General features: G+C 62.4%; 23 protein-coding genes and 1 tRNA gene. 12 read left to right on the top strand and 12 right to left on the bottom strand.

The genetic code is table 11. The annotated features are described in order from the left end of the window. The first annotated feature begins 15 nt into the window (after nucleotides 1-15). From EU811_RS19175 to EU811_RS19165, 3 genes are all read left to right on the top strand, one after another. Nucleotides 16-89, top strand: a tRNA-Leu gene (locus EU811_RS19175). A gap of 223 nt (nucleotides 90-312) precedes the next feature. Next, the gene (locus tag EU811_RS19170) at nucleotides 313-1,668 is read left to right on the top strand and encodes an ABC transporter substrate-binding protein (RefSeq protein ID WP_142939898.1); all 1,356 of its coding nucleotides are present in this window, start codon (nucleotides 313-315) and stop codon (nucleotides 1,666-1,668) included. Between the two features lie 123 nt (nucleotides 1,669-1,791). After that, the gene (locus tag EU811_RS19165) at nucleotides 1,792-2,730 is read left to right on the top strand and encodes a lipid kinase (RefSeq protein WP_142939897.1); all 939 of its coding nucleotides are present in this window, start codon (nucleotides 1,792-1,794) and stop codon (nucleotides 2,728-2,730) included. 79 nt (nucleotides 2,731-2,809) lie between these two features. Here the strand turns inward: EU811_RS19165 and EU811_RS19160 are convergent, their stop codons facing one another. From EU811_RS19160 to EU811_RS19145, 4 genes are read right to left on the bottom strand one after another with little or no spacing between them, the layout of a single operon-like run. Beyond that, on the bottom strand, nucleotides 2,810-3,583 hold the full coding sequence (locus EU811_RS19160; protein WP_017198706.1) for an ABC transporter ATP-binding protein: 774 nt from the start codon (nucleotides 3,581-3,583) through the stop codon (nucleotides 2,810-2,812). Next, on the bottom strand, nucleotides 3,580-4,563 hold the full coding sequence (locus tag EU811_RS19155) for an ABC transporter ATP-binding protein (RefSeq protein ID WP_142939896.1): 984 nt from the start codon (nucleotides 4,561-4,563) through the stop codon (nucleotides 3,580-3,582). The genes EU811_RS19160 and EU811_RS19155 overlap by 4 nt, the downstream gene beginning before the upstream one ends. Continuing rightward, nucleotides 4,560-5,528 (bottom strand): branched-chain amino acid ABC transporter permease, encoded by a 969-nt coding sequence (locus EU811_RS19150; protein ID WP_142939895.1) that lies wholly within the window; start codon nucleotides 5,526-5,528, stop codon nucleotides 4,560-4,562. The genes EU811_RS19155 and EU811_RS19150 overlap by 4 nt, the downstream gene beginning before the upstream one ends. A gap of 9 nt (nucleotides 5,529-5,537) precedes the next feature. Then, entirely contained in the window at nucleotides 5,538-6,935 is a 1,398-nt protein-coding gene (locus tag EU811_RS19145) for a branched-chain amino acid ABC transporter permease (RefSeq protein ID WP_142939894.1), read from the bottom strand. Nucleotides 6,936-7,247: 312 nt separating this feature from the next. Here EU811_RS19145 and EU811_RS19140 point away from each other — a divergent pair, with 312 nt between their 5' ends. Then, the gene (locus tag EU811_RS19140; RefSeq protein ID WP_142939893.1) at nucleotides 7,248-8,159 is read left to right on the top strand and encodes a Bax inhibitor-1/YccA family protein; all 912 of its coding nucleotides are present in this window, start codon (nucleotides 7,248-7,250) and stop codon (nucleotides 8,157-8,159) included. 103 nt (nucleotides 8,160-8,262) lie between these two features. Here the strand turns inward: EU811_RS19140 and EU811_RS19135 are convergent, their stop codons facing one another. From EU811_RS19135 to galT, 3 genes are all read right to left on the bottom strand, one after another. After that, on the bottom strand, nucleotides 8,263-9,501 hold the full coding sequence (locus tag EU811_RS19135) for an acetyl-CoA C-acetyltransferase (protein WP_142939892.1): 1,239 nt from the start codon (nucleotides 9,499-9,501) through the stop codon (nucleotides 8,263-8,265). Between the two features lie 63 nt (nucleotides 9,502-9,564). Continuing rightward, complete coding sequence (gene galK / locus EU811_RS19130; RefSeq protein ID WP_142939891.1) at nucleotides 9,565-10,725, bottom strand: galactokinase; 1,161 nt, start codon at nucleotides 10,723-10,725, stop codon at nucleotides 9,565-9,567. Further along, a complete protein-coding gene (gene galT, locus EU811_RS19125; RefSeq protein WP_142939890.1) occupies nucleotides 10,722-11,870 on the bottom strand; it encodes a galactose-1-phosphate uridylyltransferase in 1,149 nt (382 codons plus the stop codon). The genes galK and galT overlap by 4 nt, the downstream gene beginning before the upstream one ends. A 98-nt stretch (nucleotides 11,871-11,968) precedes the next feature. Between galT and EU811_RS19120 the strand changes: the two genes are divergently transcribed. The 4 genes from EU811_RS19120 (at nucleotide 11,969) to EU811_RS19105 (ending at nucleotide 16,179) form a co-directional block, all read left to right on the top strand. Beyond that, nucleotides 11,969-12,919, top strand: a complete 951-nt coding sequence (locus EU811_RS19120; RefSeq protein WP_238703462.1) for an aldose 1-epimerase family protein — start codon at nucleotides 11,969-11,971, stop codon at nucleotides 12,917-12,919. Between the two features lie 105 nt (nucleotides 12,920-13,024). Further along, a complete protein-coding gene (locus EU811_RS19115; protein WP_142939888.1) occupies nucleotides 13,025-14,305 on the top strand; it encodes an AI-2E family transporter in 1,281 nt (426 codons plus the stop codon). 3 nt (nucleotides 14,306-14,308) lie between these two features. After that, entirely contained in the window at nucleotides 14,309-15,547 is a 1,239-nt protein-coding gene (gene ilvA, locus EU811_RS19110) for a threonine ammonia-lyase (RefSeq protein WP_142939887.1), read from the top strand. Nucleotides 15,548-15,561: 14 nt separating this feature from the next. After that, nucleotides 15,562-16,179, top strand: coding sequence for a rhomboid family intramembrane serine protease (locus EU811_RS19105; protein WP_142939886.1), 618 nt, complete (start codon nucleotides 15,562-15,564; stop codon nucleotides 16,177-16,179). Nucleotides 16,180-16,334: 155 nt separating this feature from the next. On the opposite strand, the gene greA is transcribed toward EU811_RS19105, so the two are convergent. Together greA and EU811_RS19095 are read right to left on the bottom strand one after the other, a co-directional pair. Continuing rightward, nucleotides 16,335-16,829, bottom strand: coding sequence for a transcription elongation factor GreA (gene greA, locus EU811_RS19100; RefSeq protein ID WP_142939885.1), 495 nt, complete (start codon nucleotides 16,827-16,829; stop codon nucleotides 16,335-16,337). A 154-nt stretch (nucleotides 16,830-16,983) separates the two neighbouring features. Next, the gene (locus tag EU811_RS19095; protein WP_142939884.1) at nucleotides 16,984-17,442 is read right to left on the bottom strand and encodes a DUF4307 domain-containing protein; all 459 of its coding nucleotides are present in this window, start codon (nucleotides 17,440-17,442) and stop codon (nucleotides 16,984-16,986) included. A 73-nt stretch (nucleotides 17,443-17,515) separates the two neighbouring features. Between EU811_RS19095 and mca the strand changes: the two genes are divergently transcribed. Beyond that, nucleotides 17,516-18,421 (top strand): mycothiol conjugate amidase Mca, encoded by a 906-nt coding sequence (gene mca, locus EU811_RS19090; protein ID WP_142939883.1) that lies wholly within the window; start codon nucleotides 17,516-17,518, stop codon nucleotides 18,419-18,421. 106 nt (nucleotides 18,422-18,527) lie between these two features. Next, complete coding sequence (locus EU811_RS19085; protein ID WP_142939882.1) at nucleotides 18,528-18,812, top strand: hypothetical protein; 285 nt, start codon at nucleotides 18,528-18,530, stop codon at nucleotides 18,810-18,812. Nucleotides 18,813-18,859: 47 nt separating this feature from the next. Here the strand turns inward: EU811_RS19085 and trhA are convergent, their stop codons facing one another. Beyond that, a complete protein-coding gene (trhA, locus tag EU811_RS19080; protein ID WP_142939881.1) occupies nucleotides 18,860-19,501 on the bottom strand; it encodes a PAQR family membrane homeostasis protein TrhA in 642 nt (213 codons plus the stop codon). Between the two features lie 150 nt (nucleotides 19,502-19,651). Here trhA and EU811_RS19075 point away from each other — a divergent pair, with 150 nt between their 5' ends. Then, the gene (locus EU811_RS19075) at nucleotides 19,652-20,413 is read left to right on the top strand and encodes an isoprenyl transferase (protein ID WP_142939972.1); all 762 of its coding nucleotides are present in this window, start codon (nucleotides 19,652-19,654) and stop codon (nucleotides 20,411-20,413) included. Between the two features lie 237 nt (nucleotides 20,414-20,650). Next, complete coding sequence (locus EU811_RS19070; protein ID WP_142939880.1) at nucleotides 20,651-22,045, top strand: PhoH family protein; 1,395 nt, start codon at nucleotides 20,651-20,653, stop codon at nucleotides 22,043-22,045. Nucleotides 22,046-22,172: 127 nt separating this feature from the next. Here the strand turns inward: EU811_RS19070 and EU811_RS19065 are convergent, their stop codons facing one another. Together EU811_RS19065 and EU811_RS19060 are read right to left on the bottom strand one after the other, a co-directional pair. After that, nucleotides 22,173-22,817 (bottom strand): GNAT family N-acetyltransferase, encoded by a 645-nt coding sequence (locus EU811_RS19065; RefSeq protein WP_142939879.1) that lies wholly within the window; start codon nucleotides 22,815-22,817, stop codon nucleotides 22,173-22,175. Between the two features lie 32 nt (nucleotides 22,818-22,849). Beyond that, a complete protein-coding gene (locus EU811_RS19060; protein ID WP_142939878.1) occupies nucleotides 22,850-23,611 on the bottom strand; it encodes a hypothetical protein in 762 nt (253 codons plus the stop codon). Nucleotides 23,612-23,663: the final 52 nt, after the last annotated feature.

Here is a 23,663-nt window from a genome sequence, read left to right as displayed (position 1 = left end):
TACCATGGTCCGGGCGCCCCAGTAGCCCAATTGGCAGAGGCAGCGGACTTAAAATCCGCGTGTTGTGGGTTCGAGTCCCACCTGGGGCACAGCGGCAAGGTGAGAGCTCTTTCTCCCTTCCAGTGCATCGTTCTTCTCCTCAGCGCATTTTCCCAGCCACCTCGGAGATTCCCCACAGGCAACGAGTGTTATAGGGATGTGACCTGAATCACTTATGTTCCGGGGGTAATTGCACTAGTTTGAGTCCTAATCAGGAACACCTGAGTAATCGCATCAAAGGCAGTTCGCACCTTTCGATCGAGGAGACAACGCATGTTTGATCTTTCCCCAGCGGCGCCCCGAGCCGCCAAGCTAACAGCGCTTGGCATTGGGGTCGCTCTCTTGGCCACAGCTTGTGGTGGGTCTTCGACGCCCACCCAGACTGGGTCTTCTTCCGCCGCCGCGGCAGGTATCGCCTGCCCGGCACCGAGCGGCGGGGCGGGAGCCGGCAACAGCCAGGCTGCCACCAACACGGGACCAGTACCTCCCTCGACCACAACGACGGCTACGCCGCTTAAGCTTGGATCGCTCCTGCCGACAACGGGGTCGCTGGCGTTCCTTGGCCCGCCCGAAATTGCCGGCGTCAACCTCGGTATCAAGGAAGTCAACGACGCCGGTGGCGTTCTGGGTGCGCCGGTGGAAGTAACCCACCGCGACTCCGGCGACACCAAGACGGACATCGCCACGCAGTCCACCACGGCCCTGCTGGGCCAAGGTGTGAGCGCAGTGATCGGTGCGGCCTCGTCCGGCGTTTCCAAGACGGTCATCAACCAGATCACCGGCGCCGGCGTCATCCACTTCTCTCCGGCAAACACCTCGCCTGACTTCACCACATGGGATGACAAGGGCCTCTACTGGCGCACCGCACCCTCCGATGTGCTCCAGGGCAAGGTCCTGGGCAACTACATGGCCACCTGTGGCGCCCAGACCGTTGGCATGATCGTTCTCAACGACGCTTACGGAACCGGCCTGCAGAAGAACGTCAAGGAAGCCTTCGAGGCAGCCGGCGGCAAGGTTGTTGCTGAAGAGCTCTTCAACGAGGGCGATTCGCAGTTCAGCAGCCAGGTGGACAAGGTCCTCGCAGCCAAGCCGGATGCAATCGCACTGATTACCTTCGACCAAGCCAAGAGCATCGTCCCGCTGATGACCGGCAAGGGCGTCAAGCCCACGCAGCTGTTCATGGTTGACGGCAACACCTCGGACTACAGCAAGGACTTCCAAGCCGGAACCATGAAGGGCGCACAGGGAACCATCCCCGGTACGTTCGCCAAGGACGACTTCAAGAAGAAGCTCCTCGCAATCGATCCCGCGCTGAAGGATTACAGCTACGCAGGTGAGTCCTACGACGCCGTGAATCTGATCGCGCTGGCCTCTGAGGCAGCCAAGAGCACCAAGGGCACGGACATCGCAGCCAAGCTCAAGGAAGTCTCTGAAGGTGGCGAGAAGTGCACGAACTTCCCGTCCTGTGTCACCTTGCTCCGCGAGGGCAAGGATATTGACTACGACGGACAGTCCGGTCCGGTAACCTTCTCCGATGCCGGTGACCCCACCGAGGCATACATCGGTATCTACGAATACCAGGACGACAACACCTACAAGCCGGTCCGCGAAGAGTTCGGCAAGCTCTAAGCTGAACGCCAACTAGGCCGCTTTTAGCGACGGGCCCCCTTCCTCACCAGGAAGGGGGCCCGTTGTGCGTCTCCCCAAGCTTCAATAAAGCTTTCACACAGGCGGTGGACCTACCATGTCCACATGAAGCTAACCCGGGAAGCCCGCTCCATCGCGGTGGTCATCAATACCGGTTCACGCAAAGGCTCTGCTGCCCGGGAGCTGGTGGTCCGGAGCCTGGACGCGGCAGGGCTTCCGGTTTCGGCCATGTATACGGTGGACGAGGCCGGGGACCTCAACCGGACTTTGGAACGGGCGGTCACTGGAGGGCATGACCTTGTGGTGGTGGGCGGAGGAGACGGAACGGTTGCTTCCGCCGCAGGACTGGTGGCGGGTACGGACGTGGCGTTGGGTGTGCTTCCACTGGGTACCGCCAACGATCTTGCCCGGACGCTGGAGATCCCCAAGGACCTGGGTGAGGCCTGCAAAGCCCTCGCCGAGGGAAAAATAGTGGATATAGACCTCGGCCGGGCTAATGGGCAGCCCTTCCTCAACGTGGCTTCAGCCGGCCTGTCCGTAGCCGTTACCCAAGCCCTCAGTCCGCGTCTCAAGCGGCTCATTGGACCCATGGCCTACGGAGTGGCTACGGTGCGCTCCTATGCCAAGCACAAGCCATTCCACGCCCGTCTGGAGTTCCCGGAGGGGGACCATCAGCCTGTGGAGCTGGAGAACCTGTTGCAGGTGGCTGTAGGGAACGGACGCTACTACGGCGGCGGCAATGCAGTTTCTCCCACCGCAGGGATTGATGACCACACCCTGGACATCTACGCAATCCTGATGGCTCCCCTGCGTGAGCAAGCAAAAATCGCTCGCTCGCTCAAGAACGGCAAATTTGTGGAGAACGAGCGAGTGCACCATGTCACCAGCCAAAGGGTCAGGCTGGTGACCACCCCGCCACTGCCGGTGAACCTCGACGGCGAGATCACCACCGGGACACCCACCGACTTCACTGTTCAACGCAACGCGGTGCATGTGGTGGTGCCGAAGGACAGCACCAGCGCCACATTTGAGGGACGCCCCTGAGCTTTCCTGAACGTCCCTGGACGCGCCGAAGGCCCGGCTCCGGAGCGACACCGGAACCAGGCCTTCGGGGCTGACGCAGCTAGACCTCGTCCGCCAGAGTACCCAAGTAAAGCTGGATGACCTTGGGGTCCTTCATGAGCTCGCGCCCCGTGCCGGTGTACGCGTCCTTGCCCTGGTCCAGGACGTATCCGCGGTCACAAATCTGCAAACAACGGCGGGCATTCTGTTCCACCATGATCACTGAAACACCGGCGCGGTTGATCTCGTGGACACGCAGGAAGGTCTCGTCCTGTTTGACGGGGGAGAGGCCTGCCGACGGCTCGTCAAGGAGCAGCACGGCCGGGTCCATCATTAGTGCCCTGCCCATGGCCACCATCTGGCGCTCACCACCGGACAAGGACCCTGCACGCTGGGCGCGCCGCTTTCCCAGTTCAGGGAAGAGGCTGGTCACAAAGTCGAAGCGTTCGGAGAAGTCCTTGGGCCGTTGGAACATGCCCATTTGCAGGTTCTCTTCAATGGTCAGCGTGGCAAAAACATTGTTGGTTTGCGGCACGAAGCCCACGCCCTGGGTAACCAGCTTGTTGGCCTTCAACCCGGTGAGGTCCTGGCCCCGGACCACCACTGTGCCGGAGTGGACCTTCACCAAACCGAACATGGCTTTCAGGAGCGTGGACTTACCGGCGCCGTTAGGCCCGATGATGCCAATGAGTTCGCCCTTGCGGGCCTCAATGCTGCAGCCGTTGAGGATGTTGACGCCGGGAATGTAACCGGCCACGAGATTAGTGACCTTGACTACGGAATCACCGGCCGGGGCGGCCGCCGAGGCGGGCATTTCGCTGATGCTGCTGCTCATTTCCCGTCCTCCTTCTTGGTTTCTTCGATTTCGGACAGGATGCCTGCATCTTCGGTTCCCACCACGGACTCTTCGTCAGCTTCCAGTTCAGCCTCGAGTTCCTTGATGCCTTCGGCGTCGCCCAGGTCCACATCGTGGTGCGCACCAAGGTAGGCATCGATGACAGCGGGGTTCTTCATGACCTCGCCCGGAGGTCCTTCGGCAACAACCTTGCCTTCGGCCATGACCACTACCCAGTCGGCGATGTGGCGGACCATGTTCATGTCGTGCTCGACGAACAGAACGGTCATGCCCTCCGCCTTGAGGTTCTTGATGTGGTCCAGCAACGACTGCGTCAGGGCCGGGTTCACGCCGGCCATGGGCTCATCGAGCATCACCAGTTTGGGCTTGACCATCAAGGAACGCGCCATCTCCAGGAGCTTCCGCTGGCCACCGGAGAGGGATGCTGCGTAGTCGTCCTTCTTGGCGTCCAATTTGAACTTTTCCAGCAGCAGGTTGGCTTGGGCCGTAATTTCCTTTTCGCGTCCACCCCACATGCCCTTGAACAGGGCTTTGGAGAGTCGCTCGCCGGGCTGGTTCGCCGCGCCGAGCCGCATGTTCTCCATAACGGTCAGCTTGCCCATCACCTTGGTCAGCTGGAAGGTGCGGACCATGCCCATGCGGGCCACCTTGTAAGAGGAGACCCCTGCCAGGCTGTTGCCTTCAAACTGCCACTTACCTGTATTGGGAGTGTCAAAGCCAGTGAGCAGGTTGAACAGCGTGGTCTTCCCTGCGCCATTGGGACCGATCAAAGCGGTGATCTTGTGGCGCGGGATCTCGAGGTATTCAACGTCCACGGCGTTGATGCCGCCGAAGGAACGGGTGACGTCCTCAGCCACCACAATGGGATCGCGCTTCTTGCAGCCGGGGGTGTTTTCCCCGACGGCGATAGGCCGCGAATCGGTCATGTAGTCAATGTTGTTTTCGTTGGTCTCACTCATGCGAAAGCAAGCTCCTTCTTATTGCCGAAGACGCCTTGCGGGCGGAAGATCATCAGCAGCATCAGCGCAACACCCACCAGGATGTAGCGCAACTGGCCAGCTTGGACGGTGGTCAGCCAGGTAATGATTCCTGATTCGATGAGGCCGTAGAGCAAGCTCTGCGTCAGTGAGAGCACAACCCAGAAGATCATGGCTCCAATAACCGGCCCCAGGACAGTGGCCATACCGCCGAGCAGGAGGCAGGTCCACAGGAAGAACGTCAGTTCCGTGCCGTAGTTGGACGGTTGGACGGCACCGCGGGGGAGCGTGAAGATCATGCCCGCCAAGGCACCCAGCACGCCACCAATGACCAGGGCCTGCATCTTGTAGGCGTAGACGTTTTTGCCCAGGGAGCGGACGGCGTTCTCGTCCTCGCGGATGCCCTTCAGGACACGGCCCCATGGGCTGCGCATCAGGAGCCACACCAGGACGCAGCACACAATGACCAGTCCCCAACCCACCACGCGGATAAAGAAGTCGCGGTTGTTCATGCCCATATAGGAACCCTCGGGGAAGGGGTTCATGGCATAGAAGGTGTTCTCGAACGCTGCCAGGCCGTTGGCGGAGCCTGTGACACTGGTGAGCTGATTGGTGGTGACTACGTAGCGGACAATTTCTGCCGCTGCAATGGTGACAATGGCCAGGTAGTCCGCCCTGAGCCGCAGAGTAGGTATGCCCAGGATGAACGCGAAGATGACCGAGCAGAGAATAGAAATGATCAATGCCAGGAAGAACGGTGCGTCGAACGTCAGGGTGGAAATGGCGAAACCGTAGGCACCCACGGCCATGAAGCCGGCTTGGCCGAAGTTCAACAGCCCTGAGTAGCCAAAGTGCACCGCGAGGCCCAGAGCGGCAAGTGCGTAAGCCGCCGTCGTTGGGCTGAACAATTCGCCAAGGGCGCTGGAGAGAATAAATCCGAAGTCCATGGCCCGCTCCTAACCCACACGCTCACGCCGGCCGAGGATACCCTGCGGTCGGAACAGAAGAACAACAATCATGATGAACAGCGCACCGACGTACTTGAGGTCGGCGGGCAGGCCGAACACGGTAGTCAGTTCCACGAAGATACCTACGACGATGGAGCCGATCAGGGCGCCGAAGACGGTTCCCAATCCACCCAGGGTCACGCCGGCGAAGATGAGCAGCAGGATCTGCGAGCCCATGTCGAAGGTGACACCTGGACGGTAGTACGCCCACAGGATGCCGCCGAGGGAAGCGAGGACGCCGCCCACAATCCAGACAATGCGGATCACAGAGTCAACGTCGATGCCGGAGGCAGCTGCCAGTGCGGGATTGTCCGCTACGGCGCGGGTCGCCTTGCCGAGGCGGGTCTTAAGCAGGACGATGCCGATCAAAGCGATCACCACGGCACTGATAATCAGGGACCACAGATTATTCGGAGAAATCGACACAGGTCCGATTTGGATCTCAGCACTCTGCGCGCCGGGCAGCTGTTGTGTTGCGCCGCCGAAGAAGAACTGAATGACGTAGCGGATTGCCAGTGCCAGGCCGATGCTGACAATCATCATGGGGACCAGGCCGGAGCCACGCTTCCTCAAGGGCCGCCAAAGCCCTGCGTCCTGGACGTATCCGAAGAGACCGCCGCCCACCAGGGCAAGCAGGATCGCCAGCCAGAAGGGTAGCCCGAAGGCATTGAACATGAACACCAGTACCGCGCCCAGCGTCACCATCTCACCGTGGGCGAAGTTGGTCAGGCCGGTGGTTCCGAAGATCAGGGAAAGGCCAACTGAGGCGAGTGCAAGGAGGAGGCCGAAGCTAAGACCCGCAACGAGGCGATTGAGGAGGTTTTGGCCGAAGTCCTGTTGCTGCACCACAATGCCCTCGCCAAAGGCGAAGATCACCGACAAGTTGGATGTTTGGCTGAAGGTGACATCACGGGGATTGTCCTGTCCCTCGGCCAGTGCGATTCCCTCCGGCAACGTGGAGGTATCCAGCTCAATGGTGTAAGTACCTTGGACGGGAACGCCGATGGTCCAGGCTCCGTTTGCACCGGAGGTGGCTTCACCTTCGAATCCGTTGCCCGTGGCTTTGATCTTGACTCCGGATATGGGGGCCCGGGCATCGTCGCGGAGGAACCCGCTGATGTTGTTTTGGAACGACGTCGGTGACGGCGAAGGCGAGGGGGTGGTTGCCTGTGCCGAAGGGGCGGCGATCAACAGAGCGGTAATGAGGGCTGCGAACAGCGCCCCCACAACTCTCTGCAGTCCCTTGGACCGTCTCATGGACGGGTCGCGCAGTGTGCTTCTCAAAATGGAAACCTCCACAGTGGGGGTGGTCCCGGCTGCGCCATTGCAGCCGGTGCGAACGGTCATGGGGCTTGTGAATTGTTCTTGCCTAGCTGCCTCGTTTGTGATCTAAGTCACCCATGTGTGGCCTATGTTACCGCCCGGTGGAGGCAATAAACGCCCAGTTCGGGGCTGGGAAGATCGCGATCAGATAACAACTGTGAAGCTATAGGCAACTTGTGATGCACCAATGCTCGCAAACCTCCGGGAGCAGCCGCTGGTCCTTTTCTTGTCACGGTTGAGTTTCGTCTGGGTGAACAAGGGAACTTTCCCTGCCGCGCGCACGTGGTAATTGGTACCGTGAATTATCACTAGCCCTTTTTCAGGAGGACACCCGCAATGGCACTTGGCGGAAACCCAGTCTTCAACGGAAAGAATTTCCGTGGAGCAAAGCAGGCCCCGCCTGTACCGCAGAACCCGTACGGCCAGCAGTTCAACCAAGCACCCGGCCGTGCACCGAGCCAGGTCATGGACGGCCACGCAGCATGGTCCGCCCAGCAGCAGAACATGACCAACGAGCAGCTGCAGCAGATGTACAACCAGCCTGCTGCAGGCCCGGCCGACACCGGCCGCATGACCTATGACGACGTCATCATGAAGACCGTCGCCTGCCTCGTTGTGCTGATCATCGGTGCCGGCGTCACTCTCTTCGTTGCTCCCGGCCTCTCCACCATGCTGATGATCGTTGGTGCACTGGGCGGCTTCGTCCTTGCCCTGGTCAACACCTTCAAGAAGCAGCCTTCACCGGCCCTGATCCTCGCCTATGCCGGCCTTGAAGGCCTGTTCCTGGGCGGACTTACCCGAGTCCTGGATGGCATGTACCCCGGTGTCGGCCTTCAGGCTGTCATCGGTACGCTGGCAGTTTTCGGCGTCACCCTGGTGCTCTTCAAGAGCGGCAAGGTCCGCGCCACCCCCAAGATGGTGCGCTTCTTCATGATCGCCACTATCGGTTACGCGGTCTTCGCACTGATCAACCTGGTGATGTCGTGGACCGGTGTTGTGCAGGAGCCCTTCGGTCTGCGCACAAGCGTTGAGTTCTTCGGCATCCCGCTCGGCGTTTTCATCGGTATCCTGGCCATCGGCCTGGCCGCATTCTCGCTGATCATGGACTTTACCAGCATCGAGGAAGGCGTCCGTGCAGGCGCCCCGGAGCGGTACTCCTGGGTTGCGGCATTCGGCCTGACGGTCACCTTGGTGTGGCTCTACGTTGAAATCATCCGCCTGCTGGCAATCCTTCGAGGCGACGACTAGTTACCAACAGCTCCAACGCGAAATGCCCCCGAAGAGTCTTCGGGGGCATTTTTGTGTCGCTGAGGGGTCAGATCCAACCACTCGCCACCTGAAGATCTGTCGGCTAGCTCAAGCGCTCAAAAACCACGGCCATGCCCTGGCCTCCGCCGACGCACAGTGTGGCCAGGCCCAGGGTTCCGTCGCGTTCTTTGAGCCCATTGAGGAGCGTGCTGGTCATTCGGGCCCCGGTCATGCCGAAGGGATGGCCCAAAGCGATGGCGCCACCATGGATGTTCAGCTTCGATGGATCAATTCCCAGCTCGCGGGCGCTCGCCACCACCTGCACGGCGAAGGCTTCGTTGAGCTCCACGAGGTCGATGTCGTCCATGGTCAGTCCTGCCAGGGCGAGGGCCCGCCGGGTCGATTCCACGGGACCCATGCCCATAAGCTCCGGGGAGAGGGCGCTGACGCCGGTTGACACCACCCGCGCCAGCGGTTGCAGGCCCAATTCGCGGGCGCGCGCGTCACTCATGACCACCACAGCCGCGGCACCGTCGTTCAGGGGGCAGGCATTACCTGCAGTCACGGTCCCCTCCGTACGGAACACAGGCTGTAACGCGGAGACGGCGTCCAAGGTGACCCCGGCCCGGGGCGAGTCATCGCGCTCCACCACAACTCCGTCCTTGCGCGTGTAGGGCGTGATGTCGCGGGCATAGAACCCTGAGGCGATGGCGGCTTCGGCGCGATTCTGGCTCAGGACACCCCACTCGTCCTGCTCGGCCCGGCTGATTCCGAAGCTTGTGGCCACGTTTTCGGCGGTCTGGCCCATGGAGATATAGATATCGGGTAGCCGCCCGCCGAGACGCGGGTCGGTCCACGGGATGTTGGAGGCCGCGCGCGCCGCAGTACGCTGGGCCGCTGCCTCGAAAAGAGGGTTGTGGTTAGAGGAATCCGTTTCGCCGGCCCCTGCCCAGTTCTGGTACCTGGACACACTCTCCACCCCGGCGGACACGATCGCGTGCGCCTCCCCGGATTTGATGGCATGGAAGCCCATCCGCAGGGTTTGCAGGCTGGAGGCACAGAAGCGGTTGATAGTTGCTGCGGGTACGCGGTCCAAACCCGCCAGGACGGCAACCACCCGTGCCATGTTGGATCCGGCCTCACCGCTGGGTTCAGCGCAGCCCAGCAGGATGTCGTCCAGGCCCTGCCCGTCCTCGGCGGCGGGATCGAAGCCCGGAACCTTTGCGAGGGCGGCCTGCACCATGGCGGTGGCCAGGTCATCCGGACGTTCGTCTTTGAGGGAACCCTTGAAGGCCCGGCCAATAGGGCTTCTGGCAGTAGCAACGATGACAGCCTCAGTCATGGCCCCAGCTTACGCCCGGCATCCGCTGGGACGCCGGGCGCTAGCACGGTGGAACTGAACGCGTCAGGCGAGGCGCAGGGCGCCTTCTGCCGGGGTAACGGTGAAGATGTCAGGTGCGGTGAAGCCCGTCTCCGCGAAAGAACGCACGACGGCGTCGCGAACCTGCTGCTCTTGGCCCACCGGAGTCAGTGCGATGGCTGATCCGCCAAAGCCGCCGCCGGTCATGCGTGCACCGATGGCGCCGTTGGCCCGGGATGTGTCCACGGCGAGGTCGAGTTCCGGGCATGAGATCTCAAAATCGTCGCGCATGGAGACATGGCTGGCATCCAGCAGTGCACCAATCGCGGCAGGGCCCTGGGAGTCCAGGGTTTCCACTGTCTGAAGTACGCGATCATTTTCGGTGACCACGTGGCGGACTCTCCGGAGGGTCGTCTCGTCCAGCAACCCGGAGGCTTCCTCCAAACGCTCCACGCCGACGTCGCGCAGTGCCTTGACGCCAAGGATCTCGGCACCCAACTCGCAGGACGCGCGCCGGGAGGCGTAACCGCCGTCGGCGTGTGAATGCGACACCTTGGTGTCAATGACCAACAGGACCAGGCCGGACGCTTCTGCGTCGAACCGGACCAGCTCCACATGCTGGTCGCGGCAGTCCAGGAAAACGGCGTGCCCCTTGGCGCCACGCAGGGAAGCCGACTGGTCCATGATGCCCGTAGGCGCGCCTACGAACACATTTTCGGCGCGCTGGGTAACGAGCACCAGGTCTTCGGCAGCCAGACCGGCGCCAGTCAACTCGTTGAGGGCCGAGATGACGGCGCACTCGATTGCGTGGGAGGAAGACAAACCAGCGCCGGAGGGAACATCGGAGTCGAGCAGGAGGTCAAAGCCAGGCACCGTGACGCCACGTTCCTTAAGCGCCCAAGCGACGCCGAGGGGGTAGCGTGACCACCCTTCACCTGACCCGGGTTCCGAGTCCGCCAGGTCGGCTCCCACGATTCCGTGGCCGCCGAAGGTGGACAGCATGCGCACCTTCGAGTCGTCTCGGACGCGCAAGGCCACCTTTGCTGTCTTGTCGATAGCGAAGGGCAGCACAAAGCCCTCGTTGTAGTCCGTATGTTCGCCGATGAGGTTAACCCGTCCCGGTGCCTGCCACACGCCGTCGGCAGCTGCGCCGAACGTTTCCTGGAAGCGGGCGGCGAGGACGCTGGTCTCGGTAGTGGTGGTCATGCTCGTGTGCCTTCCAGAGTCATAGTCGAAGGTTGTGCGGCGACGCTACGCAGCCGTTCCGCCACTGCCTCGGGGGTGGTGTCGTTGATGAACGCGCCCATGGCGGCCTCGGAACCGGCCAGGTACTTCAGCTTATCGGCAGCACGGCGGGGAGAGGTGAGCTGCAAGTGCAGTTGGCCTGCAGGGCGAAGGGCAGGGTCCAAGGGTGCCTGGTGCCAGGCAGAGATGTACGGCATGGGGGTGGGGTAGAGGGCGTCGAGCCGCTTCAACAGGTCCAAGTAGACGTGCGAGAGCTCATCGCGTTCTTCGCCCGTCAACGCGGCAAGATCCGGGACGCTGCGGTGCGGAACGAGGTGGACTTCCAAAGGCCAGCGCGCAGCGAACGGCACATAGGCGCTGAAGTGCTTGGCCTCCAGGACCATGCGGCTGCCGTCCTCACGTTCGGCCTTGAGGAGGGAGGCCCCGAGCGTTTCCTTCGCGTCGACGTCGTCGTAGTACTTTCGCGCTACCGCACCGAGCTGGGCGGCGCGGGGGGTCACGTAGGGGTAAGCGTAAATTTGGCCGTGCGGGTGGTGCAAGGTGACGCCGATGTCCGCGCCGCGGTTCTCGAACGGGAACACCTGCTTGATGCCGGGGAGGGCGCTCAGAGTTTCAGTGCGTTGGGCCCACGCTTCGATGACCGTACGCGCACGTGTTTCGCCCAGTTCAGCGAAGGAGCCGGTGTGCTGAGGTGTGAAGGCGACAACCTCGCAGCGGCCGTACGCCGGGCCCTTGAGGCTGTGGCCGGAGTGCCCGGGTGCAGGAAGCGGGGGGATATCACCCACGGCCGGACCCAATGAAGGGAAGCGGTTCTCGAACACCACCACGTCATAGTCCGATGCCGGGATTTCCGAAGGGTTAGCAGCCGTGGTGGGGCAGATGGGGCACTGATCAGCAGGGGGAAGGTGCGTACGGGTTTGGCGGTGGGCAGCTACCGCCACCCAGTCACCGGACAAAGCGTCGTAGCGCACCTCGCCTGGCTCGCCACGGGCAGGAAGCTCGCGGTGGTCCACCAGGGAATCCGGTGTTCGCTCCGGCGTTCCGGGGTCGTCGAAGTAGATCAGCTCTCGGCTGTCCGCGAGGCGGGTGCTGGTGATGCGGCTCATAGGTTCAGTATTTCACAAGTGACCAAAAACGCATAGTTTCTAACAAAAGCTAACATTCATCTCGCCGTGAAGGTCAGGCAATGCAGTACGGTATTGCCATGTCTGTCTCCCCCTCGCCAGCCGATAACGCCCATCAGTCCGAGTCCCGCCGCTTCGCCACGGGCCGCCAGTTCGAGCTCCGCCGGGGCGATGCGCTCGCCGTCATTACCGAGCTCGCCGCCGGCCTGCGACTCTACTCCCGTGGCGGCGTCGAGCTGACTGAAAGCTACGGCGACGACCACATTGCCCCCGGTGCCACGGGTATCACCCTGGCGCCGTGGGCCAACAGGGTAGAGGACGGGATCTGGTACCTGGACGGCAAGAAGCAGCAACTGGACATCACCGAGGCCTCACGCAACAACGCCAGCCACGGACTCTTGCGCAACACCGGGTACGTGCTGGTGGACGAATCCGAGTTCTCCGTGACGCTGGAAGCCACAGTATTTCCCCAGCACGGCTACCCGTTCCTGGTGCGGCACCAGGTGCGCTACGAACTGGACCAGAACCTTGATCTCCGCGTCTCCCAGACGCTGATCAACGATTCCCAAAGCAATGCCCCCTTCGTCCTGGGCGCGCACCCGTACCTGCGGATCGGCGATGTAGCCCCCGAGGACCTGGTCCTGACCGTCCGGGCTGCCACCCGGCTGGTGGCGGACGAGCGCCTCATTCCGCGCAGCACCGCGCCTGCGGACGGTGAGTACGACCTCTCCGGTGGTGCCCGAGTAGGCGGCCTGCTGGTGGACGTCGCCTTGACTGACCTGGCGTTCGACGGCGGCTCGGCGCGCCATACGCTGACCGCACCGGATGGCCGCAGTGTGAGCCTGGAGCAGGACGAAAACTGCCAATATGTTCACGTCTTCGTCACCGACACCTTCCCAGGCCGTTCCAAAGCCGTTGCCCTTGAACCCATGACCGGGCCGGCCAACGCCTTCAACAGCGGTGATGGCCTCCGGTGGTTGGCGCCGGGCGAGGCATTCACCATGCGTTGGGGAATCGCAGCCTCCCTATAGCTCCCTGGACTCGGAAAAGCCTGGGAATGGCTCCGACGGGCTTGGAAATGTCCCGGAAGTGAGAGCCGGTTTCCCATACGGCGCGCCCTACGGAATTATGGGTTCATGACGCCAACACCGGACGCCAAAACACGTTCTGACCGCCAAATTGCCGAAGACATCCCGTATGGGGTGCGCATTGCAGCAGCCTGGTCCTGGCGGGCCGGCCTGATCCTGCTCATGATCGGCGCCCTTGTCTGGCTGCTGGGCAAAGTTAGCTTCCTCATTATCCCGGTGATGGTTGCTGCGCTGTTGGCCGGCTTGCTGCACCCGGTAGTGAAGTGGCTGCGCAACCGCAAGGTACCCAACGGGGGAGCGGTTGCCATCACAGTGCTGGGCTTCATTGGCGTGATCGGCGGTGCCCTCGCGCTGGTTGGCAGGCAACTGGTGACAGGCTTTGGCGCCCTCTGGCAGGAGGCGCTGGCAGGCATCCAGCAGATTCAGACGTGGTTGGCCGATGGGCCGCTGCACCTGACCGCAGACCAGATTGACCAGTACATTTCCGACGGCGCGGACGCCCTCCAGAACAACAGCAGCAGCATCCTCAGCGGCGCGTTGTCCTTCGGCAGCACTGCCGGTCACTTCGCGGCCGGTCTTGTCCTTGCACTGTTCATACTTATCTTCTTCCTCCTGGAGGGACCCCGGATCTGGGCCTTCATGGTCCGGCTCCTGCCCAGGAGCGCACGGAGGGCCACTGACGGCGCCGGGCGCCGGGGCTGGACGTCCATGGTCAGCTACGTGCGAATTCAAATGTTCGTCGCGTTCGTGGATGCTGTGGGCATCGGCGTCGGCGCAGCCATCATCCAGGTCCCGTTGGCCCTGCCCTTGGCGGTGCTGGTGTTCATCGGCTCGTTCATTCCGGTGGTGGGTGCCTTGGTGACCGGTGCCATCGCGGTCCTGCTCGCCCTCGTGGCCAACGGGCCCATCAACGCACTGATCATGCTGGCAATCGTGCTGGTGGTGCAGCAGCTTGAAAGCCACATCCTGCAGCCCCTGGTGATGGGCAAGGCCGTGGCACTTCATCCGGTGGCAGTGATCCTCTCAGTTGCCGCCGGATCGTACCTGGCCGGCATCCCCGGAGCCCTGTTCGCGGTTCCGTTGCTCGCCGTAGTAAACACGGCAGTTCGCTACATTGCGGGCCGGACGTGGGAACATGATGAAGGATTGGGCGGTGTGGAACTCCAGCCGGCTGCCGCTTCGGCGGGGCCGGACAGTGATGCCAACTTCAAGGAGGTCCACCTCCCACGGCCCGAATCGCGCCTCGCCAAAGGCGTCACCGGCAAGACCAAGGCTTCGGGGAGCGCCTCTGTTGAGGAGCCTCAAGCCGACACCAACAAAGGAGAATAGTCAGTGAATACCCTCGAAACCCTGCCCGTCACGCTGGACGATGTCCTCAAGGCGCAGGAGCTCCTCGAGGGCATTATTACCAAGACTCCTGTGGAGTCGTCCCGTGCGCTGGGCAGCCTCGTGGGCGGCAACGTCTTTTTCAAGTGTGAGAACCTGCAGCGCGCAGGCTCCTTCAAGGTTCGCGGCGCCTACGTGCGCATGGCGCGCCTGACGGACGAGGAAAAGAAGCGCGGCGTCGTGGCGGCCTCAGCCGGTAACCACGCCCAAGGTGTAGCAGTGGCGGCCAAGAGCCTGGGCATCAATGCCCGCATTTACATGCCCCTGGGTGTGGCCCTGCCCAAGCTGGCGGCCACCAGGAGCCACGGCGCCGAGGTGGTCCTGCACGGCCACAACGTGGATGAGGCCTTGGCGGAAGCGCAACGCTACGCCAACGAGACAGGCGCAGTGTTTGTCCACCCCTTTGACAACGTGGATGTTGTTGCCGGACAGGGCACCATCGGGCTCGAAATTTTGGACCAGATCCCCAACGTAGACACCATCCTCATGGGTGTTGGCGGCGGCGGGCTGCTGGCAGGCGTAGCTGTGGCCATCAAGGCCAGGGCCAAGGAACTTGGCCGCGAGATCAGGGTGATCGGCGTACAGGCAGAAAACGCCGCCGCCTACCCGCCCTCCCTTGCCGCCGATGCCTTGGTGCCACTGAAAAAGGTCACCACCATGGCCGACGGCATTGCGGTAGGACGTCCGGGGCAACTGCCCTTCAGCATCATCCGCGAGCTTGTTGACGACGTAGTCACCGTGAGCGAGGACTCGCTCGCCCGTGCCCTGATCTTCCTCCTCGAGCGCGCCAAGATGGTGGTGGAGCCAGCCGGGGCGGTCGGAGTAGCCGCACTGATGGACGGCAAGATCGACAACCCGGGGAACACCGCCGTCGTGCTTTCCGGCGGCAACATCGATCCCATGCTCATGCTCAAAGTCATCCAGCGCGGTCTCTCGGCCGCAGGCCGTTTCATGACGGTCCGCATGATGCTCGATGACCGGCCGGGTTCGTTGGCCACCATAGCCCGCATCATCGCTGAAAACGATGCCAACGTCACCGGCCTGGACCACACCCGTTTGGGTGGTTCCATCAGCATGGGGGACGTCTCCATCACTATCAACCTGGAAACCAAAGGCCACGAACACGGCGAGCAGGTTCTCGGTGCACTGCGGGCCGAGGGCTTCCAGCCGATCGTGGTGCACTGACGGAAGGGGCGCCCATGGTGCTTGGAATGCCTGAGGAATCAAAGGAAGAGGCGCGCGAATCTTTGGCCGGGCGGGCGAAAGGCGGCCTGCTCTTTATGGGCGGCTTCGTTGTCCTGCTCTACGTCATAGAGATCCTCAATACCTTGATGCGCCACGGACTGAACTCCACCTTTGGTCTGCGCTCCCGCTCCATTGACGGGGTACTGGACATCCTGACCTTTCCGCTGCTGCACGCTAACTTCAACCACCTTCTGTCCAACACGCTGCCGCTGATCATCTTCGGCTTCCTGGTGTTCCTGTCCGGCATCCGCGTGTTCATCACGGCGTTGGCATTCAGCTGGCTCGGGTCAGGGCTGGCGGTGTGGCTGATCGGCGGGGGAGGGGTGACCGTGGGGGCATCCGGACTGGTGTTCGGGTTCTTCGCGTTCTTGCTGGTGCGTGGATTCTTCAACCGCAGCTGGTGGCAAATCCTGCTCTCCGTGGTGCTGTTCATGGCCTACGGCAGCATCCTCTTCGGCGTGCTTCCCACGGTCATGGGTTACATCTCGTGGCAGGCGCACCTCGGCGGGGCAATAGGCGGCGTCGTTGCTGCTATCCTGCTGCGTCCCAAGCCCAAGCCCGCCGTACTCTAACCCAACCGCCACTAACCCAACCGCCCCCACCCCTACCAGCGTGCCCCTACACAACTGAGTGCACGACGACCAGTTGGGTGAGCACACGAAAAACGCCGGTCCACCCCGAAAAGGGGTGGACCGGCGTCGTGTTCTCAGGCCGGGTGAGCCGCCGCTTAGCCTGCGTACGGCTTGGCCGAAACGATCTCCACCGGAATTTCCTTACCGTTGGGAGCGATGTAGCTCAGCTTGTCGCCCTCCTTGTGTCCGATGATCGCTGCGCCCAGGGGCGATTTCTCGCTGAAGACGTCAATGTCCGAGTCACCGGCGATTTCACGCGAACCCAAAAGGAACTTCTCTTCGTCACCGGCGATGCGGGCAATGACCAGCATGCCGGGCTCAACGATTCCGTCATCTGCCGGGGCCTCGCCCACATGGGCGTCGCGCAGAAGGGCGGTGAGCTGGCGGATACGTGCCTCGATCTTGCCCTGCTCCTCTTTGGCTGCGTGGTAGCCGCCGTTTTCCTTGAGGTCGCCTTCCTGGCGGGCAGCTTCGATCTTCTGGACAATATCCGCCCGGCCAGCGCCGGAAAGGTGGTCCAGCTCAGCCGTCAAGCGATCGAATGCTTCCTGGGTGAGCCAAGCTGCAGTGGCGCTGTTGGTGGTAGACACGGATTTCTCCTCTAGATCTGACAATGCAAAAAGACCCCGCCGAGGTGGCCACTCGTGATACTCAGTAACCAACTTAACGGGGTGAAGGTTTCATCCATTGTAGTAAATCCTTTGGACGAACCCAAACCGGTTGAGTCTTGGCTCACACGAGATGCTATTTGCCGCTGTCCACGATCCAGCAGTTGTCCACCACTCCCGAGACAGCCGGGGACTCGGTCCTTAGGACAGTTCGCTGCGCGGTGGTGCTGCCGCCGTCGGGATCATCCTGGGGATCGTTGGGCCCGATTTCCACTACCTTCCAGCCCACCACCGCGAACTTCGAATCCAAGGCCTTGATGGCACATTTGGCTGTAGCTCCGGGGTACTTTGTGACCTGGTAATCAACCTCTGCCTGGGTGTCGTCCACCGTGCTGTACCCAATGTCCTTGAACGTGACCGGGGCCTGCGCGGAGCCCGTTGCCACGTAGGCGGCGAACCCAATCCCCAGGACCAAGGCGGCGATGACGATGTTCCGCTTGGTCTTGCGCGTCATGGCGCGCTTTTGACCGCCGTAACGATTGGCTAGGCTGGAGCTTGCCGGTACTCGGGTGGCCGATAGGTCCTCTGAAGTCACCCATCCAGTTTAGTGCCGATCCCGGCGCCCCATCACCGCCCCCAAGCTCGATCCATGAAAGAGGAGCCGTCACGTGACAGCGTCCAGCAGTTCCGACCAGCAGCTCCGGCTGCTCGCCGTCCACGCCCACCCGGACGATGAGTCCAGCAAGGGCGCTGCAACCATGGCGATGTACGCCGCTGCCGGAGTGGACGTCATGGTTGCCACCTGCACGGATGGCTCGCGCGGAGACATCCAGAACCCTGCCATGGAAGAGGCCCCCCACCCCAAGCGGGACATGGCCGGCGCCCGTCGCATCGAGATGGCAAACGCAGCCGCCGTACTGGGAATCCAGCAGCGTTGGCTGGGCTTTGTGGACTCGGGCCTTCCCGAAGGTGACCCCCTCCCGCCGCTGCCGCCCGGTTGCTTTGCCTTGCAGCCGCTGGAGCGCGCCACTGCGCCCTTGGTGCGGCTGGTGCGTAACTTCAAGCCGCACGTCATCCTCAGCTATGACGAAAACGGTGGTTACCCGCACCCGGACCACATCATGGCCCACAAGGTTGCCGTGGAAGCTTTTGAGGCCGCTGGCGATGCCGGGCGCTACCCGGGCATGGGTGAGCCATGGGCGCCCAGCAAGCTCTACTACGACCGCGCCTTCAGCCCGGATCGGTTCCGTGCGCTGCATTTTGCGTTGGAGGAAGCGGGCCTGCAATCTCCCTACGCCGAGCGGCTGGCTGCGTGGCTGGAGACCGACGCAGAAGGCCACACTGCACCGGAGGCAGGGCACCGGACCACCACCCAGGTTGAATGCGGTGATTTCTTTGAGGCCCGGGATGATGCGCTGCGTGCACACAGGACCCAGATCGACCCCCTCGGCTTCTTCTTCGCAGTGTCACCGGATCTGCAGCGGTCGACGTGGCCATGGGAGGACTACACCCTGATCAAGTCCCGGGTCCCTTCAGAGCTGCCGGAAAAGGACCTGTTCGCGGGGATAAGATAGGAAAGCCAGAAGTTTCTATCGCTCGTAGAAATTACTGTGTGGCCAGCCGGCTTACCGGCCACGCGCTGCCAGTCGGCACGCATCAGCTCCCATAGAAGGTTTGAAAGTGCATCACTTGATTCTTGCCCTGACCGTCACTCCGTCGCCTGATCCCACGGGCACGCTGCGGCCTGGCCTGTCCGAGGATCAGGTGACGCCCGGTACGTGGGGCTTCGTCCTCACGGCCTTCATTGTGATTCTGACCACATTTTTGATTGTAGACATGGTTCGCAGGATTCGGCGGGTCCGCTACCGCGCACAGGTTGAGGAAGCGCGCCTGGCTGCCGAAGCTGGAGACGACGCCGGCAGCTCGGCTGAGGAGAACGGCGAAAGCGGTCCTCGAGGCCGCTGAATCCGGCTCCAGGGGACTGAAGCAGCGAGCCAGGGCGCGCAGCAGGCCTAGCTCAGCACTGCCATCATGATCGCCACGAAGTGCGCGGCGAATGCCAGCACCGTGAAGGCATGGAAGAGCTCGTGGAAGCCGAAGTGCCGGGCACTGAAGTTCGGTTTCTTGATGGCGTAAAAGACAGCGCCGGCAATGTACAGCGCTCCGCCCACGCAAATGAGTATCGCTGCAGGGGCGTTGGCAGTGAAGAACTGGGGCAGATAGAACAAAGCTCCGCAGCCCAAGGCGATATAGACCGGAACGTAGAGCCAGCGGGGAGCGTGCGTCCACAGAATGCGGAAGAGAACGCCAACTATGGCTCCGGACCACACCAGCCAGAGCAGGGTCACGGCTTGTGAGCGCTCCAGGAGGGACCACGCCAGGGGCGTGTAGCTACCGGCGATCACCAGCATGATGTTGGTGTGGTCCAGCCGCTTGAGCAGCATTCGGACCTTGGGTGACCAGTTTCCGCGGTGGTAAACGGCGCTGACGCCAAACAGCAGAAAGCCCGTCAACGCGTAAATGGCTGACGTGATCTTGCGGTCCGGGGTAGGGGCGACGGTCACCAGGATTATCCCTGCAGCGAGTGCGAAGGGAGCGGCGACGGCGTGGATCCAGCCACGCCAAAGGGGCTTGGTGTCAAGGATCTCAGCCATGGGACAAGAATAACTTACGTTTCGGTAAGTTACCCACTGGTAACAAAGAGCGGGCCGAATTTGACTGGCGACTGCACCGGGGCGGCAGCTGGGGACGGTAGCCTTGGATGTGCGCCGTCGTCGTACAAGTAAGGAAGTCAGGTGAGTCCGGTGGAGCTGCCCGGTTTCCTCTATGGCTTCTACGAGCGCAAGCTACTGCGTTCCCTCAAGCAAGACAGAATCCCGCGGCATATCGGCGTCATGGTGGATGGAAACCGTCGGTGGGCCCGGCAGTTCAATGCGCCCACCAGCCAAGGACACCAGGCTGGGGCCGACAAGATCCACGAGTTCCTCGGCTGGTGCCAGGAACTCGGCGTCAAGGTAGTCACCCTCTACATGCTCTCCACGGACAACATGAGCCGCTCCGGCGAAGAACTGGACCTGCTCATGGGCATCATCGCCAACACCATGGACCGCCTTGACGAAGACGAAGACGTCTCCGTCCACGCCATGGGCGCACCGGAACTCCTCCCGGATTACCTGGCCGAGCGCCTCAACAAACTCACCGCCCGCACCCCCGTCCACGAAAAAATCCACGTGAACGTGGCCGTGGGCTACGGCGGCCGCCGCGAAATCGTCGACGCCGTACGCGAACTCCTGCACGACGCCGACGCCAAAGGACGCAGCATGTCCGACGTCGCAAATGAACTTTCGGTGGACGACATCTCCAGGTTCCTCTACACCCGCGGCCAACCCGATCCGGACCTCGTGATCCGAACCTCAGGCGAGCAGCGGCTCTCAGGCTTCCTCATGTGGCAAAGCGCCTACAGCGAGTTTTACTTCTGCGAAGCTCTCTGGCCGGCCTTCCGGAAGGTCGATTTTCTCCGTGCGCTCAGGGACTATGCCGGGCGCCAGCGGCGGTTCGGCGCGTAAGCGACCCCGGTTTACCAAAATTTAACGAGTCGGACATGCGACTTGCCGGGCGTGGATTGCGGAAATGAATGTGCTGAGGATTACGTTAATCCCATCAGCAGGCAAAACCGCCCGCTGATCGGGGAGGCCAGTATATGGAGCGGACTATCGCACCAGTTACATGGGAGGCCACGCCCGGCCTTCCGGCCGAGCCGCTTCACCATTAGGCCGGGCGAACTGCCCGGGGCTGGAGTCGATGTGGCTATTTCTGAGCAACTGCCCGCAATGGTTTCCGACGGGGAAAGTGCAGCTACCTCTCGCGCCAAGCGGGTCTCACCACAAGGGCGGACCACACCATCCGCCACAGGCCGCAGCTACGTGATCGATACGTCCGTTCTGCTATCCGATCCACACGCACTGTTGCGCTTCGCCGAACACGAGGTGATTGTCCCCATCGTGGTCATCAGCGAACTGGAAGGGAAACGCCACGACCCCGAACTGGGCTACTTTGCCCGGAAAGCGCTGAGGCTCCTGGATGACCTCAGAATCGAACACGGCGGACTGGACCATTCCATCCCGATCGGCAAAGACGGCGGAATGCTCAGGGTGGAAATGAACCACATCTCCCCGGAAGTGTTGCCCGCAGGATTCCGTGGGGGAGACAACGACAGCCGCATCCTGGCTGTCGCCAAGAACCTGGCCAACGAGGGCCACAACGTAACCGTCGTGTCCAAAGACCTCCCCATGCGCGTCAAAGCCTCTGCCATGGGACTTCAAGCTGACGAGTACCGCAACGAACTCGTCAAAGACTCCGGCTGGACGGGCATGGCCGAAGTGGACGCCACCGAGGAAGAAATCACTACCCTCTACGGCCACGAACCAGCTTTTATCCCCGCAGCCGCGGAACTGCCCGTCAACACAGGACTCGTTCTCCTCTCCAACCGCGGCTCCGCGCTGGGCCGGGTTGGGGCAGACAAGCAGGTCCGGCTCGTCAAAGGCGACCGTGACGTCTTCGGACTCCACGGACGTTCAGCAGAACAACGGTTGGCCATCGATCTCCTCATGGACCCCGCCGTGGGCATCGTCTCCATCGGTGGCCGCGCAGGCACCGGCAAGTCCGCACTAGCCCTCTGCGCGGGCCTGGAAGCCGTCCTGGAACGCCAGGAACACCGCAAAGTGGTGGTGTTCCGCCCCCTTTACGCGGTAGGCGGCCAGGAACTCGGCTACCTCCCTGGCTCCGAATCGGAAAAGATGAACCCGTGGGCGCAGGCCGTGTTCGACACCCTCGGGGCATTGGTCAGCCAGGAAGTCGTGGAAGAAGTCATGGACCGCGGCATGCTCGAAGTCCTGCCCTTGACCCACATCCGCGGACGATCCCTGCACGATGCCTTCGTGATTGTGGATGAAGCGCAATCACTCGAGAAGAATGTGCTCCTGACCGTCATGAGCCGCATCGGACAAAACTCCAAAATTGTCCTCACCCATGACGTCGCCCAGCGCGATAACCTCCGCGTAGGGCGGCATGACGGCGTCGCAGCTGTAGTGGAGACGCTCAAGGGCCACCCGCTGTTCGGGCACATCACGCTGACCCGGTCCGAGAGGTCGCCTATTGCGGCCCTGGTGACGGAGTTGCTCGAAGGGGCTGAAATCTAACCCCATCGACGCTTTGCCCACCTACGGCGAAGGCCAGACATCCTCTGCGTGCTAGCTCGTTCCTCGCTTTTGACGCACGCTGCCGGATGCCTGGCCTTCGCCTTGTCAGGCGCCCCGCCGGAAGTTGCTAGATGGCTATATATTCGGAAAAGGCTTCGTGGCCTTGGACTGTGAGGGTCCAGGTGGGGCGTTTGAAGGTGGTGGGGGTGAGGCGGACCCTTTGGACTTCTTCCACTTTTTCGCCCCAGCCATCGCGGAAGATGCCGTTGAGTTCGTAGCCCAGGGCGGTGGAGACGCCCAGGGACTGTTGGTTCCAGACGGCTGCCTCGGACTCCGCCACTTCCGCGTTCAGGTAATCGAAGGCGTAGCTGACGACGGCGGCACGCATCTCCTTGCCGAAGCCCTGGCCCTGGGCGGACTCCTTGAGCCATGAGCCCGTGCTGACTGTTTTGAGGGTGTTGAAGTTCTTGGCACCGATGTCTTGGACGCCCAGGAGCTCATCGTCGTTCCAGACTCCGAGGAGCAGGGTCCAGGACTCAGGCGTGAAGTTCGCCCGGCAGCGCCAGTACCACTGCGCCATATTCGGGGCGAGTTCGTCCTCTGGAAGTTCTGCCCACGGCACGCTGAACGGGCTCTTGCCGGGTTGGTGCACGCCGGAGCGGGCCGCGGCCACGGCGGCCGGGATGTCGTCGTCCAGAACGGGACGGAGGGTCAGCCTCGGGGTGGTGAGGGTGAGTCCGAACGGGGGCCATATTTCTGCCAGCGATGTCATCGCCGTAGCTTAGCGCGGATGGCGTGTGGCTCTTAGGCGGCGGGGCCTATGTCCCAGGAGATGTGGCGCCGGACGTCCGTGAGGTTCATCGATTCCGCCAGGAAAAGGTCGTCCAGCATGTACTCGTCCACGGCAAGGATCCTGAGCCAGTGGCCCTTGCCTGCGGAGTCTCCGTCCAGGCTTTCACTGGCGACGCAAACGCCGGTGGCGGTGTCGATCCTGATCATGGTCCGGCCGGGGTGTGCCAAGGGTTCCGTTGGGTCCGAGGGGACGTACGTGCGGCTGGGCGTGACGATGGTTTCCAGGGCCAGCCGGCCCTCATGGTCCACCTCGCGGGGTTGCTCGAGGAAGACGGGGTTGGTGTCCGGGAATTCCAGGGGGACCGGTGCCTTGCCGGCAAGTTCCACGGGATCCAGCGCGGCGGCGAGGCGGCCATTCCCAAAGGAGGGTTCCCCGTAGGCGGCCTCGGGACGCCGGCGGACGAGGCCGGCGTCGTCATAAACGGGCGTCACAAGATGAGCCGGCAGAAGCCACGAACGGCGCGTGGAACTGACGTAAAGATCATCCCGGGAGTCGTTGATGCCGGTGGTGCTGTGCAGAAGTTGGCCGTCCGGGGTTTCGAGGCGCAGTGCACCCGGGCGCCTGAGCCATGCCCGGACCAAGGTGGCCTTGGGCGCGGACCGTTCAAGGTACTCGAAGCGGAGGCTGGTCCACTTCCACGGCGAAGAACGGCAAAGATTGCGGAATGTGGAGGACAAGTCAAAACCCGGTCCTGCTGCACTATAGCGCCCCATATCCACAGTTTACCCAAGCGTTCAAGCGGGCCGGACGGTCAAAGCGGGATAG

The organism is Arthrobacter sp. TS-15 (assembly GCF_006964045.1).
Classification (GTDB): domain Bacteria; phylum Actinomycetota; class Actinomycetes; order Actinomycetales; family Micrococcaceae; genus Arthrobacter.
Note: the sequence above shows the minus strand (reverse complement) of the source record. Positions and strands in the feature narration are given on the sequence as shown.